This is a genomic window from Acidobacteriota bacterium, assembly GCA_018001935.1.
GTDB lineage: Bacteria > Acidobacteriota > JAAYUB01 > JAAYUB01 > JAAYUB01 > JAGNHB01.
Genome location: JAGNHB010000001.1, coordinates 132,144 through 150,624 on the forward strand (window position 1 = coordinate 132,144; position 18,481 = coordinate 150,624).

15 protein-coding genes are annotated in these 18,481 nt (G+C 67.9%); 5 read left to right on the top strand and 10 right to left on the bottom strand.

Annotated features, from left to right (window positions below; translation table 11 throughout):
* Window positions 1-4: 4 nt before the first annotated feature.
* The 5 genes from KA419_00530 (at window position 5) to KA419_00550 (ending at window position 4,719) form a co-directional block, all read left to right on the top strand.
* Entirely contained in the window at window positions 5-901 is an 897-nt protein-coding gene (locus tag KA419_00530) for a zinc ABC transporter substrate-binding protein (GenBank protein MBP7864404.1), read from the top strand.
* A 5-nt stretch (window positions 902-906) separates the two neighbouring features.
* The gene (locus KA419_00535; protein ID MBP7864405.1) at window positions 907-1,698 is read left to right on the top strand and encodes an ABC transporter ATP-binding protein; all 792 of its coding nucleotides are present in this window, start codon (window positions 907-909) and stop codon (window positions 1,696-1,698) included.
* Complete coding sequence (locus KA419_00540) at window positions 1,683-2,558, top strand: metal ABC transporter permease (GenBank protein MBP7864406.1); 876 nt, start codon at window positions 1,683-1,685, stop codon at window positions 2,556-2,558. The genes KA419_00535 and KA419_00540 overlap by 16 nt, the downstream gene beginning before the upstream one ends.
* Window positions 2,555-2,947, top strand: a complete 393-nt coding sequence (locus KA419_00545; protein ID MBP7864407.1) for a hypothetical protein — start codon at window positions 2,555-2,557, stop codon at window positions 2,945-2,947. Before KA419_00540 ends, KA419_00545 begins: the two co-directional genes overlap by 4 nt.
* 89 nt (window positions 2,948-3,036) lie before the next feature.
* Entirely contained in the window at window positions 3,037-4,719 is a 1,683-nt protein-coding gene (locus KA419_00550; protein ID MBP7864408.1) for a hypothetical protein, read from the top strand.
* Window positions 4,720-4,734: 15 nt separating this feature from the next.
* On the opposite strand, the gene KA419_00555 is transcribed toward KA419_00550, so the two are convergent.
* The 10 genes from KA419_00555 to KA419_00600 all read right to left on the bottom strand — a co-directional run bounded on the left by KA419_00555 (window position 4,735) and on the right by KA419_00600 (window position 18,317).
* Entirely contained in the window at window positions 4,735-6,375 is a 1,641-nt protein-coding gene (locus KA419_00555) for a hypothetical protein (protein ID MBP7864409.1), read from the bottom strand.
* 31 nt (window positions 6,376-6,406) lie between these two features.
* A complete protein-coding gene (locus tag KA419_00560; GenBank protein MBP7864410.1) occupies window positions 6,407-7,645 on the bottom strand; it encodes a radical SAM protein in 1,239 nt (412 codons plus the stop codon).
* A gap of 480 nt (window positions 7,646-8,125) precedes the next feature.
* The gene (locus tag KA419_00565; GenBank protein MBP7864411.1) at window positions 8,126-8,818 is read right to left on the bottom strand and encodes a YggS family pyridoxal phosphate-dependent enzyme; all 693 of its coding nucleotides are present in this window, start codon (window positions 8,816-8,818) and stop codon (window positions 8,126-8,128) included.
* A gap of 315 nt (window positions 8,819-9,133) precedes the next feature.
* Window positions 9,134-10,216 (bottom strand): ABC transporter permease, encoded by a 1,083-nt coding sequence (locus KA419_00570; GenBank protein MBP7864412.1) that lies wholly within the window; start codon window positions 10,214-10,216, stop codon window positions 9,134-9,136.
* Entirely contained in the window at window positions 10,209-11,186 is a 978-nt protein-coding gene (locus tag KA419_00575) for an ABC transporter ATP-binding protein (protein ID MBP7864413.1), read from the bottom strand. Before KA419_00575 ends, KA419_00570 begins: the two co-directional genes overlap by 8 nt.
* Before the next feature lie 271 nt (window positions 11,187-11,457).
* Window positions 11,458-12,210 (bottom strand): hypothetical protein, encoded by a 753-nt coding sequence (locus KA419_00580; protein ID MBP7864414.1) that lies wholly within the window; start codon window positions 12,208-12,210, stop codon window positions 11,458-11,460.
* 182 nt (window positions 12,211-12,392) lie between these two features.
* Window positions 12,393-14,204: a M36 family metallopeptidase gene (locus KA419_00585; GenBank protein ID MBP7864415.1), complete on the bottom strand. Its 1,812-nt coding sequence runs from the start codon at window positions 14,202-14,204 to the stop codon at window positions 12,393-12,395.
* Window positions 14,205-14,218: 14 nt separating this feature from the next.
* On the bottom strand, window positions 14,219-16,417 hold the full coding sequence (locus KA419_00590; protein ID MBP7864416.1) for a PP2C family protein-serine/threonine phosphatase: 2,199 nt from the start codon (window positions 16,415-16,417) through the stop codon (window positions 14,219-14,221).
* Complete coding sequence (locus tag KA419_00595; GenBank protein ID MBP7864417.1) at window positions 16,414-16,869, bottom strand: acyl-CoA thioesterase; 456 nt, start codon at window positions 16,867-16,869, stop codon at window positions 16,414-16,416. Before KA419_00595 ends, KA419_00590 begins: the two co-directional genes overlap by 4 nt.
* Window positions 16,866-18,317, bottom strand: a complete 1,452-nt coding sequence (locus KA419_00600) for an insulinase family protein (protein ID MBP7864418.1) — start codon at window positions 18,315-18,317, stop codon at window positions 16,866-16,868. The genes KA419_00595 and KA419_00600 overlap by 4 nt, the downstream gene beginning before the upstream one ends.
* Between the last annotated feature and the right edge of the window lie 164 nt (window positions 18,318-18,481).

Consider the following 18,481-nt stretch of genomic DNA (forward strand, 5'->3'; position numbering starts at 1 on the left):
GCGAATGGTGCACAGAACCGCTGTCGTCCTCCTCCTCCCCGCTCTCCTCCTGGCCTGCGCCCCCCGGGTCGAACGGCCCGACGGCCGTCTGCGGGTGGTGGTCAGCATCCTTCCCCAGGCGGACTTCGTCCGGGCCGTCGGCGGCGGTCGGGTGGACGTCACCGTGATGGTCGGCCCGGGGCAGTCCCACGAGACCTACGAACCGACGCCTCGCCAGGTCGCGGAACTCACCCGGGCGACCGTGTACTTCACCGTCGGCATCCCCCTGGAGACGAACCTGGTTCGACGGTTGGCGGAGTCGAACCCGGGCCTCCGGATCGAGGACATCTCCCGCGCCGTCGAACGGATCCCGGGACCGGCCTGCCACGGGGAGCACCACCCCGGCGAACACGACCACCCCGTGGACACGGCGGACTTCCACACCTGGATGAGCCCGCGGAACGTCAAGGCGATGTGCAGGGCCATCCGCGACACGCTCGTGAGGCTCGACCCCGGCCACCGGGCGGAGTACGAGGCGAACTTCCGGCGCTACGAGGGGCAGCTCGATGACCTTGACCGGCGGATCGCCGCCATCCTGGCCCCGATCCGGGGGGGGGTGCTCTTCGTGTACCACCCGGCGTTCGGGTATTTCTGCAGGGATTATGGCCTTCGCCAGGAGGCGGTGGAGACGGAGGGGAAGGAACCCAGCTCCGCCCGGTTGGCCCGGCTGGTGGACGAGGCGAGGGCCAGAGGGGTTCGCGTGATCTTCGTCCAGCCCCAGTTCGCGGCCCGGAGCGCCGAGGCCCTGGCCTCCGCCATCGGCGGGGCGGTGGTCGCCATCGATCCCCTGCCGGAGAACTACCTGCGGGAGATGGAAACCATGGCCCGGACCATCGAACAGCACCTGTCGGCCGAACGGTGACCCCCGTGACGGCCTCGGACCCCCGGATCGCTGTCGCCGTCGAGGGACTCTCCTTCTCCTACGGGAGACACCGGGTCATCGAGTCCGCCGACTTCCGCATCGAGGCCGGGGATTTCGTCTGTGTCATCGGCCCCAACGGCGGGGGGAAGACCACGCTGCTCAAGCTCTTCCTCGGGCTTCTGACGCCGAATTCGGGCCGGATCGAGATCTTCGGCCTTCCCCCGCGGGCCGCGCGGCCCCGGATCGGGTACGTTCCGCAGAACGCCCGGCTGGACCCTCTTTTCCCCATCACCGTCCAGGAGGTCGTTCTCATGGGCCGGCTCGGAAAGGGGTCGCTGTTCGGCCCCTATGGACGGAAGGACCGGGAGGCCGCGGCGAAGGCCCTGGGGGACGTCGGCCTGGGGGACCTGGGGGGCCGGCCTTACTCGGCGCTCTCCGGGGGGCAGCAGCAGCGGGTCCTCATCGCCCGGGCCCTGGCTTCGGGGCCCGACCTCCTGATGCTGGACGAGCCGACCGCGAACCTGGACCGCCGGGTGGAGACGGAATTCACCGGCCTGCTGCGGGAGATCAACCGTCGCATGACGGTGGTGATGGTCTCCCACGACCTCGGTTTCGTGGCGCCGGTGGCACGCAAGGCCTTGTGCGTGAATCGCCGGCTTCACATGCACCCGACGGCCCACATCACGGGCGAGGTCATCCGCGACCTTTACGGGGGCGATGTCCACGTGGTGCAGCACCATCGCGACTACACCCCCGAGTTCGAACGGGAAGGGAAAGACGGATGTCCGCATTCCTAGAGGCGGTGGCCAACCAGAGTTTCATGCAGTACGCCCTTCTGACGGGGGTGCTGGCGGGGGTGGCCTGCGGCGTGGTGGGAACCTACGTGACGGTCCGGCGCATCTCGTACCTCGCCGGCGCCATCGCCCACTCCATCCTCGGGGGGATGGGCGCCGCCCTCTTCCTCCAGAAATCCGCGGGCATGGCCTGGTTTCACCCGCTCTACGGGGCGGTCCTGTCAGGGCTGCTCGCCGCCGTCGTGATCGGGTGGGTGACCCTCCGGGCACGGGAACGGGAGGACACGGTCATCGGCGCCATCTGGGCCCTGGGCATGGCGGTCGGCATCCTCTTGATCTACCGGACCCCCGGGTACAACCAGGACGTGATGAGCTACCTCTTCGGCAACATCCTCCTGGTCACCCAGCGCGACATCTGGCTCATCGCGGTGCTCGACCTGCTGGTGATCCTTCTCGGCTCCCTGTTCTACCGCCAGTTCCAGGCGGTCTGCTTCGACGAGGAGTTCGCCCGGATCCGGGGGCTGCCCGTGGACGGGGTGTACCTGCTGCTGCTCTGCCTGACCGCCCTGACGGTCGTCCTGCTGGTCACCGTGGTCGGGATCGTGATGGTGATCGCCCTCCTGACGCTCCCGGCGGCCACGGCAGGCCTGCTCTCCCGCACCCTACGCCGGATGATGCTCCTCGCCGTTTTCTTCAGCATCCTGTTCACCACGGTCGGGCTGGCCGTCAGCTACGAGCCCGACCTTCCACCGGGGGCCACCATCATCGTGACCGCCGGCGTCACCTACATTATCACCCTGACCGCCACGCGCCTGGCCGGTCGCAGGCGCGGGAAAAAACCAATCGAGGAGGCTGCCCCGTGAAAAAACTGCTTCTGGAAACCGTCTGTCCCCACTGCCAGGCGGAACTCTCCCACGACGAGTGGATTGACCTGAAGATCCGCCTGTCCGACGGGCGGGAAGGGAACATCTCCCTGAGCGCCTACTTCTGCGACTACGCCCTCAAGACGCCGTTCTTCATCGAGGAAGGGGTCGTGGCGGACTTCTTCTGCCCGCGCTGCGGCGCCGACCTCGTCATCGACCGTCCCTGCGGGGAGTGCGGGGTGCCCCAGTTCTCCCTGGGGATCAAAACCGGGGGCGTCATCGACGTCTGCCGGAAGAAAGGGTGCCCGGGACACGCCATGGGGGGGTTCGGCGACCCCGACACCCTGATCATGCTCCTCAACAAGCTGGTGGACACACCCTACCTGTGACCGCCGCCGACCCTGGACCCGCCGGCCCGGGGAGCGGCCCGGACCCGGCGGGGAGCCTCCCGTCGCAGTGGTCCCGGCGGAGGGCCGGCATGGCCCTCCTGGGGATCTTTCTGCTCGCCGCCCTGGTGAACGGGGCCTGGATGCTTCTCGACGAGCGCCCTCCCTCCTGGGACGCGGCCCTCCACCTGACCAACGCCCGGCGCGTGGAGTCGCTGCTCGTCTCGGGGGAATTCTCCGGGCGCCTCCTGACGGCCTCCCCCTACTACCCGCCCCTCTTTTACTTCCTGGCGGCGCCTTTCCTGGCCACGACCCCCGGCCCCCCCTGGTTCATCCTCCTCCAGACCGGTTTCCTGGCCGTGCTGGCCCTGTCGACCTACGCCCTCGCCCGGCGGCTGTGGGGAGACCGTCGACGGGCGGTCCTGGCGGCGTTTTTGACGGTGGCCTTCCCCCACGTGCAGTGGCTGTCCCGGGAGTTCATGATCGACCTGGCGGCCCTGGCGGTGAACACGCTGGTCCTTGCGCTCGCCTTGTCCACCGAGGGATTCCGGGTCCGGCGGAGGGCCCTCCGGCTGGGCGCCGCGGTGGGCGTCGGCCTCCTGCTCAAGTGGACCCTCCTCTTCACCGCGGCCATCCCCCTTCTCTGGTTGATGGTCGACGCCTTCCGAAGGGCCGGGACCCGGCCGGAACGCCGGCAGGTCGTCGACAACATCCTCGCGGCGGGGGTCGTGGCGGGGGTTGTCGCCTGGCCGTGGTACCTGGCCAATTTCCGCTTCCTGGTCACGCACTTCGTGCCCTACACCCAGGGGCTGGGCACGGTGGAAGGAGACCCCTCCCTCTGGACCCTGGACGGCTGGACTTTTTACCTGCGCGCCCTCCTGGGGCACCAGCTCTTCGTGGTCTTCTTCGTGCTCTTCCTCGCGGCGGCCGTGTCCCTGGCCGTGCGGAAGCCCCGGCCGGCAGGCCTCGGTTTCCTCTGGGCCTGGATCGGCGGCGTCTACGTCGTCTTTTCCCTCTTCGCCAACAAGGCGCCCCGCCACCTCTCGCCGGTGCTGCCCGCGGTGGCCCTCCTGCTGTCGTCGTGGGTCTTCCGCCGGGAGTCCGCCGCCCGCGCCCGGGTTCTGGCCGCCTTCTGCGTCGGGGTGGCCGCCTTCCAGTGGTGGATGGTCACCTTCGGGGCGCCCTTCCTCCCCGATTCCGTTCTGCTGGCGGTCAAGCACACCCCGGCTTACCAGGAGCGAATCCTCCGGTTTAAAGGCGCCGATCCCGTTGGTGAGCGGCTCGTGACCTGGCCCGACGGCTGGTTCGCCTACAACCAGACCGCGTTCGGCCTTTGGGGGGCGCCGGCCCGCGAGGACTGGAGACTCGACGAGATCCTGCGCCGAGCCCGGGGGCTGGACGGACCGAAGAGCGCCGCCACGGGTGTGAAGCCCCGCCTGTGCATCGGGCTGGTCCCCGACGCGGCCCGGTTCAATGTCTGGTCGTTCCGGGAACGCGCCGAGGCGCTGCGCATCGGCCCGTCCCTGATCTGGCGGGTGGCCTCGGCCGAGGCGGACGGCCGGGAGATGAACCACTACCGTTTCATCCTCGTGAAGAGCGGGAACCAGGGGCCTTCCTGGGGAACAGCGGAGAACCGTGCCGTCTGCGCCCTGATCCGGGCCCACCCCGACCGGTTCCCGGTCCGGGGCGAATGGCCCCTCCCGGACGGCTCCCGATGCTGGATGTACGAGAACGCCGCCTTCAGGGACCAGGGCTTCAACCCCGGGATCGAGTGACCTCCCCGACCTCCGTCAATTGATCCACTGCAGCGTGCTGTAGGCGCTGAACAGCAACTGGTCGCCTTCCGGGCTGGGGGACACGAAGTTCGATGCGAAAGCGTAGGTCCCGTACGACGAGAAACCCTCCATGACCGTGTCGTAGACCCACAGGCAGTGATCGCCCATGACGGATGCGACGTAGACCTGCCGCCCGTCGGGGGAGATGGCGATGTGATAGATCATCCCGGCCGCCCCGGTGGCGGTGATCGGCGTCCCGATCGGTGAGAACGAGGGGTAGTCCAGGATCAGGAGATTGTTGACCAGTTCGCCCGTGCCCACGTAGATCCGCCGGGTGACGGGGTCCTGGACCAGGCAGTATGGGTGCTGGGCCAAGGGGATCTCCGTGCGTGCGATCAACCCCGGGTTAAGAGCGTGGAGTTTCTGGGCGACCCGGTCCACGGCCAGAAGGTAACGGGAGTCCGTGGTGAACCGGCAGGCCTGCAGATCGACTCCCCCGAGATAGGACAAGCCGTCCACCAGTTGGTTTGCCACGAGGTCCCAGACGAAGATGGAGGTTCCCGTGACGATCCCGAGGTAACGGCCGTCCGGCGAACAATCCAGGGACGTCGCCGCGGCACTGGTCAGGAAGAGCTGCTCGTCAAAGAGGACCGTGTCGAAGCGGTACAGGTTCCCGGTGTTGTACTCGGCGGTATAGAGGTACCTTCCGTCCGGGGAGATGGCCAGGGGGCCCCAGTCGCCGTAGTCCGACCCCCGGGTGTAGACATTGGTCCCGGTGTAGCGGTCGTAGATGCGCAGACTGACGATGCCCCGAACGTAGACCCGCGAACCGTCGGGCGAAAAGCGGATCTGCGTGGAGTTATCCCCGGGCAGGGAGGCGAAGGTGACGGGCGGGTTCCTCAGAGACGGTGTGACGGGGACCTCGGGGACGCCGTTGATGGCTTCTGCTTTGCTGAGGGTGAGGTTGTGCAGGATGAGGAACCCGGCCACGGGGCCGCTGGCGTAACCGTGGAGGTTGGTTTCCGCCGGGAGCCCGCCAGGGAAGAGGGCCCCGGGGTACTGGATGATCCGCTGCCGGGCCGCCAGCGTGAGGGTGGCCGACTCGTGCTTCGTGCCGTCGGGCTCCACCGCCCGCAGAAACACGGTGATGGGGAAGTCGTTCACGTTGAGGATGGCGATCCCCGTCCAGAAGTCGGTCGAGTTCTCGAACCACGGGAAGTGAAGCACTTTCTGCGGGGAACGGAAGGACTGCAGGCCGGCCATGCAGGGTCCCGCGCTGCCCGAGGACGTCTCGAAGAGCACGATGGCGTTCACCTTCGACGCGGCAGCCCCGCCGAGGTCCGGTTCGTGGCTGGTGATGAAGAGAGAGCCCGTGGACGGGGACGGGAGGTAGGGGAGCAGGGTCGTCAGCGGGCCCTTGCGGTAACCGTTGGCCGGGACGACCAGCGTGGCCGCGGTCATCAGGGCCCCGCTGTCGTCGTAGGCGGTCACGTCCACGGTGACGACGGCGCCGTGGCCGTTCTGGATGTCCAGGCGGGTCGACCAGGTGCCGTCCAAGGCAAAGTGGGCCACGTACTGGGTGAAGTCGGTGGCGAAGGTCATCCCGGCCAGCGTCGCCAGGAAGAGGGTGAACAGGGTCACTCGGCTTCTCGTCATGTCAACCTCCCGCCCGAAAGGGCCCCCGGATCTACAATCCCTCGTTGCGAATCATGGCCTGGAAGAAATCCATCGGTTTTTCCCCGTCGTAGAGGTGCTGGTACATCTGGTAGGACGCCTCGTCGAGATCGATGTCCTCGATGTCCGGCCAGGCCGCGATCCGGAACCGGACCCGCTGGACCGGAGGCCCCTCCGCCGCGCCCACCGGGGGAAGCGGGTCCCCCGCTTCCCGGGGCAGCCTCTCCAGCGCCGCTTCCGGGGTTTCCTCCCGCCCCCGGCAGGGGATGCACTTCCCCCAGGCCGGGGACACCCACGCGGTCAGGTAGAGGAAATAGGGCGAGAAGTGCTGCTGCTTGCGCTGCAGGATCTGAGCGGGGGTCCACCCCAGGGCGCGGGCGATGTCCGCCACGAACTCGGAGAAGAAGTAACGCGGGCTGTCGGGGTGAGTGCCCACCCGCGCTACCCGGCGAAGGGTGACGAAGGGAAGGCCGCTCCGGGCGGTGAGGAAGACCAGGTCCCGGATGGAGCCGTTGTTGACGCCCGGCACGAGGGTGAAGCTGAGGGCGGGGGCCATCCCCTCGTTCAGGAGGTTCTCGAAGGCCCTCAGCTTCAGGTCCAGGACGTCCCGCCCGCAGATCTGCCGCTCCGTCTCGCGGTCCAGGCTGTAGAGCGAGAGGAAGGGCTTGTGGAGGCCGGCTTCCTTCAACTGGCGCACGTAGTCGAGGTCCGCGAGGCGGAGTCCGTTGGTGACGAGGTGGAGGCGTTTGCCGTACTTCCGGACCAGCCGCACCAGGTCGAGAAGGTCCTCCCGGAGGGTGGGCTCGCCGCCGGAGAGTTCAATCGAGTCGCCGTCGAAGTCCTGGATGGCGCGCTCGATCCGTTCGCAGCTCAGGTTCGGTTTTGTCCGGTCGGGCAGGTAACAGAACATGCAGTCGAGGTTGCAACGGTACTCGACGGGGATGATCAGGCGCTTCTGGGCGGGGTCGAAGGGGCGCCGGTTGGCCCCGGTGTGGCAGACGGCGCGGTAGAAGGCGGGGTCCGGTTCGATGACGGCGGACGAGACCCCGTGCGCGGGGCACCGTTTCTCCAGGTGGACCCGGCCGTCCCGCACCAGCACCCGCGCAGGGACCTCCGCCAGGCAGGCGCCGCAGATGCTGCGCGTCAGCGGCTTGATCACCTCCGCCCCGTCGTCGGCCGGGAAATCGCCCGCGGGTTGGGAGGTGCCGGGAGCCGGCGCCGGCAGGGAAAGGTGGGTGTCCGTTTCCGTCATGGGCAGTGTCCTCCGGATTTCGCTTCAGCAGGACGAGCATAGGGGATCCCTTCCCGGATGTCAAGCCACACGGGACTGCCGGGGTGAATCGGCCGCTCCGAACTTCGCCGGGACCGGAACTCGCTCGCGAGACCCCCCGCGTTCCCCGGTTTCTACGGTACCTTCAAATCGAACTCGCTGCCGAATGAACACACTTTGGGGAACATCCTTCCGCGATGTCGGCCGGGCGCGGTTCGAGGAAGCGCCCCTCCAGGATGACGCCCGTTTTTGCTTTTTCTGCGCCTGCTGGTGCGCCAGGGAAAGCCTGGCCGATCTACCTGACTGAGAGGTGTCAGGCGTGATAATTGCTCATTCATCATGTAGTTGCGGTCTCCTGCGCGAGAGTGATCAAGCGTGGGGAGCAGGCCGGTCTCCAACGCGAGGGCGCGTTGGGGGCGACGGGGGGAGAACCCTCCCGGACAACGACCGTTGTCAGGTTGTCTATCTGTCCCCGAAGATGGCGGTGCCGACGCGGACCATCGTGGCCCCTTCGGCGATGGCCGCCTCGAAGTCGTGGCTCATGCCCATGGAGAGTTCACGGAGGTCGAGCGTCTCCTCATAGCGGGGCGCGAAGCGGTCGCGAAGCTCCCTGAGGCGGGCGAAGAAGGGGCGGGCGTCCTCGGGGTCGTCGCACCAGGGCGGCAGGGTCATAAACCCCCGGACCCGGACGTGTTTGAGGCCGCAGGCGGCATCCAGGATCGCGGGGAGCGTCTCCGCCGTGCAGCCGCTCTTGGCGTCCTCGCCGCCGAGGTTCACCTCCACGAGGGCGTCCAGGCCCTTCCCCAGGTCGGCGCACCGCCGCTCGAGGCGCTGCAGGAGGGGGACGTCGTCCACGGAGTGGACCATCGAGAAGAGTTCCGCGGCCCGGTTGGCCTTGTTGGACTGCAGGTGGCCGATCAGGTGCCAGGTGACGGGGAGCCCCGCCAGGGCGGCGATCTTGCCGGCGGCCTCCTGGACCCGGCTCTCGCCCAGGACGACGGGGCCGACTCCCGCGAGGCCGGCGACAGCCTCCGCGGGGAAGGTCTTGGACACCGCCACGAGGGTGACGTCCCCGGGCCGACGGCCGCAGGACCCGGCCGCACGGTCGATCCGCTCACGAATCCGGTGGTAGCGTTCCACGATGCCGTCGCTCATCTCGAAAACCTCCGCTTGCCCATGGCCATCCGGGTTGGTGTCGGAATCGGTCTCGTTGCCCAGGCTCGCCGCCTGAAAGGACGAAAGGACTTAAAGGACCAAAAGGACCAAAAGGACATCCAGAACCAAATGGACTGAAAGAACTGCAGCCACGCAACGAAATCGCCATTGGCCCGGTGCCTTCTCCGGCCCCGATACCGACCCCGGTACGCGTCCTCCGGACCTTCAGCCTGGCAGCCTTCAGCCTAACAGCCTTCAGCCTGACCGCCTTCAGCCTGACCGCCTTCAGCCTGACAGCCTTCAGCCTATCAGCCTCTACTGCCACCGGAACCATCGCAGGGCCAGCAGGAAGCCGCCCACGCACCAGGCGGCCAGGACCGCCATCTCGGACCAGGCGGCCACGAGAGGGAGCCCGTCGTTGACGATCATCCGCATGGCGTCGTTGGCGGCGGTGAGCGGCAGCGCCCGGATGAAGGGCTGGAAGGACTCCGGGAACCGGGCGTAGGAAAAGAAGGCCCCGGAGAAGACCCACATGGGCAGCATCACCAGGTTCATCCAGCCCATGACCACCTCGGTGGTCCGCGGGCGGGCCGCCACCAGGAGCCCCAGGCCGGCGAAGGCGAAGGAGGTGGCCAGGGCCACGACCACCAGGTCCAGGATCGCCCCGTGGACCTTCACGCCGAAGAGGAGCCAGCCGAAGCCCACCAGGGCGAACATCTCCGGCAGCAGCAGGACCAGCCGGGAGAGGATGTACGCCAGCAGGAAGTGGGCCCGCCGCATGGGGGTGGCCGCGTAGCGTTTCAGGAGCTTGTTGACCCGGGCCTCAACCACGGCGTAGCCGATCCCCCACATCCCGCTCCCCATGAGGTTGAGCCCGATCAGGCCCGGGATCAGGAAGTCGATGTAGCGGGAGCCGGGCCGGCTGAAAGGGCTCTCCCCGGATGGGAGGGCGTCCCGGCGGCCGGCCGCGCGCTGGAGGAGGTTCTCGGTCACCAGGCGAGCGTAGCGGGAGTCCCCCCGCGTGGGGTCGAAGCGGTAGGTGACCCGGACGGTCCCGCCCGGCGGGGTGGTCTCCGCCACCACCAGGAGGTCCAGTTTTCCCTTGCCCAGGCTCTTCTCGGCCTCTGCCTCGGAGAGTTTCTCGAGGTGGGCCTCCGGGCCCAGGAGGGTTTCCACCCGTCGAACGGCGGCGGCCTCCCCCAGCACCGCCAGCCGCGGCTTCTCTGGCGGGGCGCTCCGGAAAGCGCTCCCCAGGGCCAGGGCCAGCAGCACCGGGAAACCGAAGGTCCAGAAGAGGGCTTCCTTTTCCCGGAAAAACTCGAGGATGCGCGTCCGGGTGAGTTCCCGGAGCGGGCTGAAACGGGCCGGACCGGTAGAGGGGGGCCTGGGGTCACTCATCGCGAAGCTCCCGTCCCGTGAGGTGGATGAAAACGTCTTCCAGCGTGGGCTGGTGGGTGGTCAGGGAGGCGATCTCGGTATCGCGTTCCTCGAGCAGGGAAAGGAGGGCCGGGAGGGCGTGCCCGATCCGTGTCACGGTGAGGCGGAGTCGGCCGTCGCGCTCCCGAACGTCGCGGACGCCGGGGAGGCCGTCCAGCAGGGCGAGGTCCAGGGGGGGGCGGGGGACGAACTCCACGATCTGGGCGGCGTCCAGCGCCGCGATCAGTTCGGCGGGGGAGCCGAGGGCGATCACCTTCCCGTGGTCCATGACGGCGACGCGGTCGCAGAGCCGGGCGGCCTCCTCCATGTAGTGGGTGGTGAGGAGGACGGTCCCCCCCTTCCGCTTGAACGCCTCCACCAGGTCCCAGATCTTGCGGCGGGCCTGGGGGTCCAGCCCGGTGGTGGGCTCGTCCAGGAAGAGCAGTTCGGGGTCGCCGGTCAGGGCGCAGGCGAGGGCCATGCGCTGCCGTTGCCCGCCGGAGAGCTTGCCGACACGGGCCAGGCGCTTCTCGTCCAGTTCCACCTCGGCGATGGCCTGGTCGGGGTCCCGACCGTTCCGGTAGAAACTCCGGAAGAGGCGGACGGTTTCCAGGACCGTCAGTTTTTCCGGGAACCGGGTCTCCTGGAGCAACACCCCCAGGCGCTCCCGGCAGGCGTGGTCCCCGCCGCGGCCCCAGGTGTGGCCGAGGACTTCCACGAGACCCGCGTCGGCGGGGAGGAGGCCTTCAAGGATCTCCACGGTGGTGGTCTTCCCGGCGCCGTTGGGCCCGAGGAGCCCGAAACACTCGCCCCGGCCGACTTCCAGGTCCAGCCCCGCCACGGCGGTGACGTCCTTGTAGCGCTTGACCAGCCCGGCGCAGCGGATGGCGGGCCCCGTCCGGGGATCGTGGACTGGAGCGGGATGATCTTGACCGGGACGGAGGGCAGGCATGCCGCCCGGCGCGGAAAAAGGTTCTGTGGAGCGGGGCCGGGGTGTTGTGGAGGGGTCGGGCATGGTCGGTGGTCCTCGCGTGTTCTCTTCGCCCCGGTCCTTTCGGGGCGAAGCGATGAAAGCGGATGATAACCGGTTTGCCCACCGAAGTCAAAAGCGGATGATGGGTTCATGTCCGGGGATACGGGAGTGCCTCACCGGAGGGCCTGAGGTGCGGCGGCCCTCCCCGCAGCCGACTTCTTCCTGCCTGCAATGGACAGGAGTGAACCCCTCAGCGTTTCCCGAGGATGCTCAGCACGAAGCGGACGGCCATCACCGCCAGGCAGCCGATGACGAGGTAGAAGCTGTAGTCGAAGAGGGCCCGGAAGACGAGGTTCCCCCGCCGGAGCACCACCACCGCGTCGGCGTAGATGATCTCGCACCCCCGGTCGTTCCGGACGGTGCTCGTGGTTCGCGTCCCCCAGCCGTTGGGAAGGCGGACGCGATAGTCCACGAGGAGGCCCCGGACCTTCACCTGGTCCCCGGTCCGGATCTCCTCCAGCACCCGGCTGACCGCGTCATTCGCCGGGATGATGTGGTTGTTGGCGATCTGGTTGAGGTTGAAGCGGCTCCCCAGTTCCGCGCTGTCCCACCGGCACCAGCAGGTGAACTCGCCGTGGGAGAACTTCACCCGGTGGAAGACGTCGCTGGCGACATTGCGTCCCCAGAGGACGCACAGGTCCTTGGTGTTGAAGGGGTCATCCCGGTGGGTCATGTCGTGCCAGGCGTTGCTGTCGTAGTAGGAGACCACCAGGCCGGCGAACTCGTAGTGAAACCGGGGCGTCAGTTCGGCGGTGTAACCGTCCCGGTCCACCTTGAACGGCGCGGCGTCGGTGGGGGTCTGAACCGGTTCGGCGGCCAGGTCGGGCAGGATGTCCCCCACCGGGGGGAGCGACTCCCGCCCCCAGTAGGAAACCACCAGGGTCAGTGCCCCGGCGGCCAGGAAGAGGCGCAACAGGATTGTCGTCATCGAGGTGTTTTGCATGGGCCCTCGTCCCGCCGGGCGGAAAACCGCGAACCACACGAAGAGACTCGAATGCCTGGAATTACGGCAGTGTTCCTTGCGCGCTCGCGCCGGGGTGCCCGATGCTCAAGGCCTCGGCACCGCGGCCGCGGGGACCGCTTCCCGCGCCTGTCTCCTCGCGGAATTGGGGTCCGCCCGATGGGTCAGTTTGCGAAGCACTGTGCCAGGAGAACGTAGTCGGCGGCGTTCACCGTCCCGTTCCGGTCCAGGTCCGCCGACAGGATCACGGCGTTGAAGTTGCCTTCCCCCTGCCCGATGTCGCCGGCGACGTAACGGGCGAAGATCAGCAGGTCCACGGCGTCGGTCCTGCGGCTGACGTTGAGGTCGCCCGTCACGAAGACCCCCCGCCGGACGAACTCGTCGTAGATCGCCCACTGATTCTGCCGGCCGAACAGCTGGGCGTCGGCCTCCAGCATGGCCGTGGCCCCGCCGTAGAAAGTGGGGCCGTAGGGCATCAGGTAGTGGCTCTGCAGGACGATGCGGTCGGTGACGTTCTTCCCGAGCTGGAGGAAGAGGTTCACCAGGGCGCACGACCAGATCTCCCCGTCGGTGTGGATCTGCCCCGTCATGTCGTCCGGGTAGACCTTCCCCGTGTCCGTCCGCCTCAGGCAGGGCGGGTCGAAGAAGGAGATGGTGGCAAAGTCCCACTCCGCGATGCAGAAAGGGTCGAAACTGTTGGCGACGCTGTGGTTGTAGGTGTTGCTGAAGGCCCAGTAGTCGCTGAAGCCCTCGCCGATGGAGCCCGCCTGGCCGTACTCGAGGAAATAGTTGGGGCTGGTGCTGTCCTGGATGGCGTGGCCGAGCTCGTGGACGATGACGTCGGCGTCTTCGGCGTCCGGCACCCCGCCGTCCCCGAAGGCGATGTGCCCGCGCCCGCTCCCGTAGGGCCAGTAGTGGGAGTTGTCCGCCCCGCTGAGCCCGTGGGCGTCCACCTCGATGCGGTAGTTCATGATGCCGGTGAAGCCGAGGGCCCGGATGTGCCGGACGCAGGTGTCGATCCAGTAGTAGGCCATGACCGCCCCGAAGCCGGGGTCGGTGCGTTCGTAGACGAAGACGGGCGTGCTTTCCTGGGGCGGGGCGGTCCCCGGGGGCTCGTTGGACAGGGAACTGATCTTCACGTGGGGGCCGACCAGGGCGTATTTCCCGTTCACCGGCGCGTCCAGGCCTTGCAGCGTCACGGAGGTGTAGGCGCCCTCGAAGTCCGCCGGGGGCGACGTCGGGGTCAGCGCCGTGTTGTTGAGTGCGTTCACGGGATTGGGAAGGAAGACCTGGCCCGTCCCGTCCACGTGTTGCAGCCCCTGGAGGACGGCCAGGGTGCGGAGGGGCGAACCGCCGACCACGAAGATCGACCGGGCGATGGGGGACGCCCGGTGGAGCACGATCGCCCACGCGGCGCGGGGGACGCCGGCCTCGACCCAGTAAACCGGCCGGACCGATTCCGTCGCGACCGGGGAAAGAAGGGCCCCGGGGAGGACACGGGCGGGAATGAAGCCCTCCGGATGCCGGTCGAAGCCGGCCCATGCCATTTCGAGGGCCGCCCGGCGGTCCGGGAAGGTTTCATTCCAGGAAACGGGGGCGTCGGGCAGGGAGTCCACGGCGAGGTAGAGGCGGTTCTCGTGGTCCAGGTGGAGGTCGAGACGCCCGTTGAGCACCGGGATGCCGCCGTGTTCCATCGCCAGGCGGACGTGGACGCCGGCGGGGGACCGATCGAGGCGCTCCTCCCGAAGGTCGCCCGCGGCGGAGTGAAAGCGGGCGGAGGGGGTTGTGGCGAGGAAGTGCCCCACGGCTTCCCCGGGGGAAGGGAAGGCCGGGGAGCCCGGGCCGGGCTTGAACCATCGGGCCCGCGGCGCGTCGCCCGCGGCCGGGGATGTTCCCCCGGGTGCGGCGCAGGGAGCGGGGGTCAGCAGGGCGGCCAGCAGGCACAGACAGGGTATGCGCACGGGTGACGGGTACATCGAAGCTCCTTGGTTCACGGGTTGTCCGCCGGGCGGGGCGGCAGGTCCGGGCAAGCGGCCTGCAATGGATCGGATGCATGGTCGGGCGCTCCGGTTGCGCCGACCTCGAGCAGGACGAGGGTGATGTCGTCGTGTTGGGGGACGCCGGCGAACCACTCGGTCACGGCGGAGGTCACGGCGGAGTGAAGCTCCTCGAGGGGCCGGCCGCGGTTTTCATGGAGGGCGGCGAGAAGGCGCTCCTCGCCGAAATCCGTCCCGGACTTGTCGACGGCGTCGGGGAGACCGTCGGTGTAGACGGCGAGGAGATCGCCCGGATGCAGCGAAACCTCCCCGATCTCGAACTCGATCTCCGGGAAGACCCCCAGGACCGTCCCGCCCGTCTCGAGCCGCTCCACCCCGCCGTCGGCACGGATGAGGAAGGGGCTCTCGTGCCCGGCGTTGCAGTAGAAGAGCCGGCCGTGCCGGGTACAGAGGCGGGCGAGGAACAGGGTGGCGAATTTCTCCTCCGGGGTGATGTTGAAGAGGTGCACATTGAGCGCCTGAAGGAAGGAGTTCATCTGCCGCGTCGTCCCGCCGGGCGTGCAGGCGGTCCCTTCCAGGGGGGGCTGGGCGCGGGAGGCGCTCTGCACGCTCGCCATCAGGAGCGCGGCGGAGATCCCCTTCCCGCTGATGTCCCCCACCAGGATGTCCAGGATGCCGTCCGCCCGGGGGATGAAGTCGTAGAAGTCGCCGCTGACCTCCCGGGCCGGGCTGCATTTGCCGATGAGGGCCAGCCCCGGGACTTCCGGCAGCTTCTTGGGGAAGAACTCCTGCTGGACCTGCCGGGCGATTTCCAGTTCACGGCGTATCCGCTGCTTGTCGGCCACCTCGATGAGCAGGCCCCGAACGCTGCGGGCCATCGCGTTGAAGGACTCGGAGAGCACGCCCAGCTCGTCCCGGCGACGAACGGGGATCTCCACGCTGAAATTGCCCTTCCGGAGTTCCTGCGTCCCCCGGTAGAGCTGGTGCATGGAGCGCGTCACGGCACGGATGATGAGCACCCCGACGACGATGGAGAACACCTCGACGACCAGGAAGAAGTAAATGAAGAAATAGAGCATCTTCAGGAAGATCTGGCCGGCGTAGGACCGGGACGAGAGGTACTCCAGGACGGTTTTCAGGGGGATGCGGAGGTGGATGGCCAGGGTCTTCCCGGTGGCGGACAGGGAATGGTGCTCCTGGTTGTACCAGTCGGTCGCGGTGACGGTGTCCACGGTGGAGATGGTGAAGCTGCCCCCCGCGCCGAGGCTCGTGAACAGTTTCTCGTTGTGGGGGATGTCCGAAGCCGCGGGCGCGGAGCCGTTTCCCCGGAACCCGTTGAAGGGGCGGAAGGAACCGTGCCGAAGGCCGGCCCGGCTGTCCCGCTCCTGGGTTTCGATGGTGGCGTAGGCCAGCAGGCTGGCGCTCTTGCTGAAGTACTGGTAGAGATCGTCGTCGAAGGGGACGAAGATGTCCATGAAGTAGGTCTGGCCGTTGACCTGCAGGGGGTTGTGGGAGTAGATGAACGCGCTGTAGTGCTTCAGGAGGACGCCGGAGTACGGGAGCTGCTGCAGCCAGTCGGGGAGGTACTCGGGGAGGAACTCCTTCGGCGGGAGAGAGGAGTGGACGGCCAGGTAGACGATGTGCCGGTTCTCGTCGAGTCGGTAGTAGAGGATGTGCGGGGCCGGGAGGTCCGGCGCCCGTTTCTCGATCACGGCGCTGAAGGTGTAGTGGAGGTAGTCGGGGTCCTCTCGGGACTCGGGCTGGTCGTAGACCGTCTGCATCAGCTCGGCGCTGAGGCTGTTCAGGCGGAACCCCAGGTTTTTCATCTCGTTGTCGTATATGAAGATGGAAAGGTTGATCAGGAAGAGGTAGAGGGTGATGACCGAGATCAGGAGGATGACCAGCAGGGGGATGAGCCCGGCGAAGAGGTGAAACACGATGATCCGGTTCCGCACGCGGAAGAGCACACGTTCCCGGAAATAGTGATACAGCCGGAAGACCGCCCACGGGATGCTGACCAGGAGGAGGGGGAGGGAGAGCAGCAGCAGGAGGGAACTCCCGGGGAAACCGCTCCACTGGAGAAGGGTCCCGACCACGTAGGACGCCATTCCCAGCGACAGGATACGGGGCATCCAGCGGCGCCACAGGGCAGGGAACGGCCGGAGCCTGGAGGTGTCGTGCTCCGCGCTCATGAATGCTCCGCCCCCGGGACGGGATTTTCGCCGAAACGACGGAGCAGTTCCAGGAAAGGTGCGGGGAGGGCCGCGCGCTTCCCGTTCCTCCCGACCGGCAGGTGGGTGGTTTCGCCCTCCGCGACGGGCAGGCCGTCGGCCGTGAGGACGCGGTAGGCGAACCTCACCAGCCGCGGGGTGCAGGTCAGGGCCCGGGTCTCCACCCGGATGGGGTCGTCGTAGGACACGCCGCGCCGGTAGCGGCAGCGCACCTCGACCACCATCAGGAACACCCCGGCGGATCGTTCGAGGTCGGCGTAGGAGAACCCGGCCGCCCGGCAGTACTCCGTCCGGCCCACCTCGAACCAGACCAGGTGGGAAGCGTGGTGGGCCACCCCCATCTGGTCGGTTTCGGCGTAACGGACCCGCAGGGCGACCGCAACGGCGGGTCCGGAGTCGGAACGGGGACTCATGGCTGTGTCACTGGGGGGGCCGAAGCCCGGCCCGGGGCCCCTGCCGCGGTGAAGGGTCTCAGCGCGGCCGGGACGGCGTTGGAGTCCGGCAGGGCGGCAAGCGCGACGGCGACCCTGTACTTGCCCGCGGAGAAGAAAGAACGGGCCAGGAAGGGGACGTCTTCGGGGATGGCGGCGTCCATGGGGCGGAGGTAGGCCTGGTTGACCCCGTTGCCCAGCCGGAACCACTCCATCTCGGTCAGGAGGTCGAGAAAACCCTCCGTGGAGGACGTCCGGGCCTCGATGGACCGCCGCCACTCGTCGCGGAACCGGTCGAAATCCGCCGAGCCGAGCCGGGTGTCCGCCAACCGGGACAGGACCCCCAGGGTTTCGCCGATCACCTCGAGGTCGAAGTCCGCCGGGCCTGCGATGCGGACGAGGACGTGACCGCGAAGTGCCAGCGCTTCCAGGGACGGCTCGAACCGGTATTCCGGGTACCGGACCCGGAGCCCGGCCATCCGCTGGGAGAGGAGACGGAACAGGACCCAGAGGGAAGGGTAGTCCTCACTCTTCCGGCGGATGCACTCCACCCCCACGACGGCGCAACCGTAACGGGCCCCCGGGGCGAGATGGAAAACCGTGACGGGTTGGTCGGCTGCGGGCGGGGTGAACTGGGCGACCAGCGGTTCCCCCTTGGTCCACGAGCCGAAGGACTGGATCAGGAAACGTCGGAACTCGCTTTCACCCAGGGGGGCCACCAGGCGGACAAAGCTCCGGTTGGGCATGAAGAGCCGCCGGAAGTGACGGATCATGTCCTTCAGGTCCAGGGCCCGGACCGACAGGGCCGTGCCGTTGGGGTTGCGGGCGTACGGGAACGGGGCGTAAAGCAGGGTGTGGAAAGCGCCCTCGGCCACCCAGGCCGGGTCCCGCTCCCGGCCCTCGAGCTCCCGGGCGAGGCCGTCGCGCACCGAGAGGAAGAGGGGTTCGCTGTACTTGTCGGACTGGAGAACGCGCGACAGGGCCTGCCCGACGGTGAAAAGGAGGGAAGACTGCCCTCTCGCCGTCAACCGGACCCCGTCATGGGTGACCAGGATGTCCGACTCGGGGACCTCCGGGGCTCCCACCTCCTGGGCGGAGATCTCGATCTCCTGCCGGAGTCTCTCGAGCACGTAGCGGGCGGTGACGAGGGTGAGGCCTTCCTTCCCGGAAGGGTCGAAAACGGCCCCCTGCTGAAGCCCCAGCGTCAGGGCGAAACGTGCCTGGTCGGACCGAAGCATCACCCCGCCCAGCTCGTTGAGCAGGGTTTTCCGGACAAGAGGTGGCTGGGGAGCGGTCTCCGCCGGCAGAGCCGGAAGGCACGCCGCCAGGAGAGCCGCGGCGACGCACGCGCGAACGGCGGGGACCCATCGGCTGGGGAAAGGGATGAACAGGCGGGTTTCCCCGCTTTTCGAGAACATTTCCGGTGTCATCGGCGTGATCGGGTCCTTTGCATCTCAATGCCTCGAACGAGGCGGAAGTATAACACACATCCGAAAACCCGTTATGGGCGTTTTTTTTTCCCGCAAGCAACTTTATGATTGAATCCAGAATAGTTTGACGTATACTGACTCCGAGTGGTCAATATCGGGAGAAA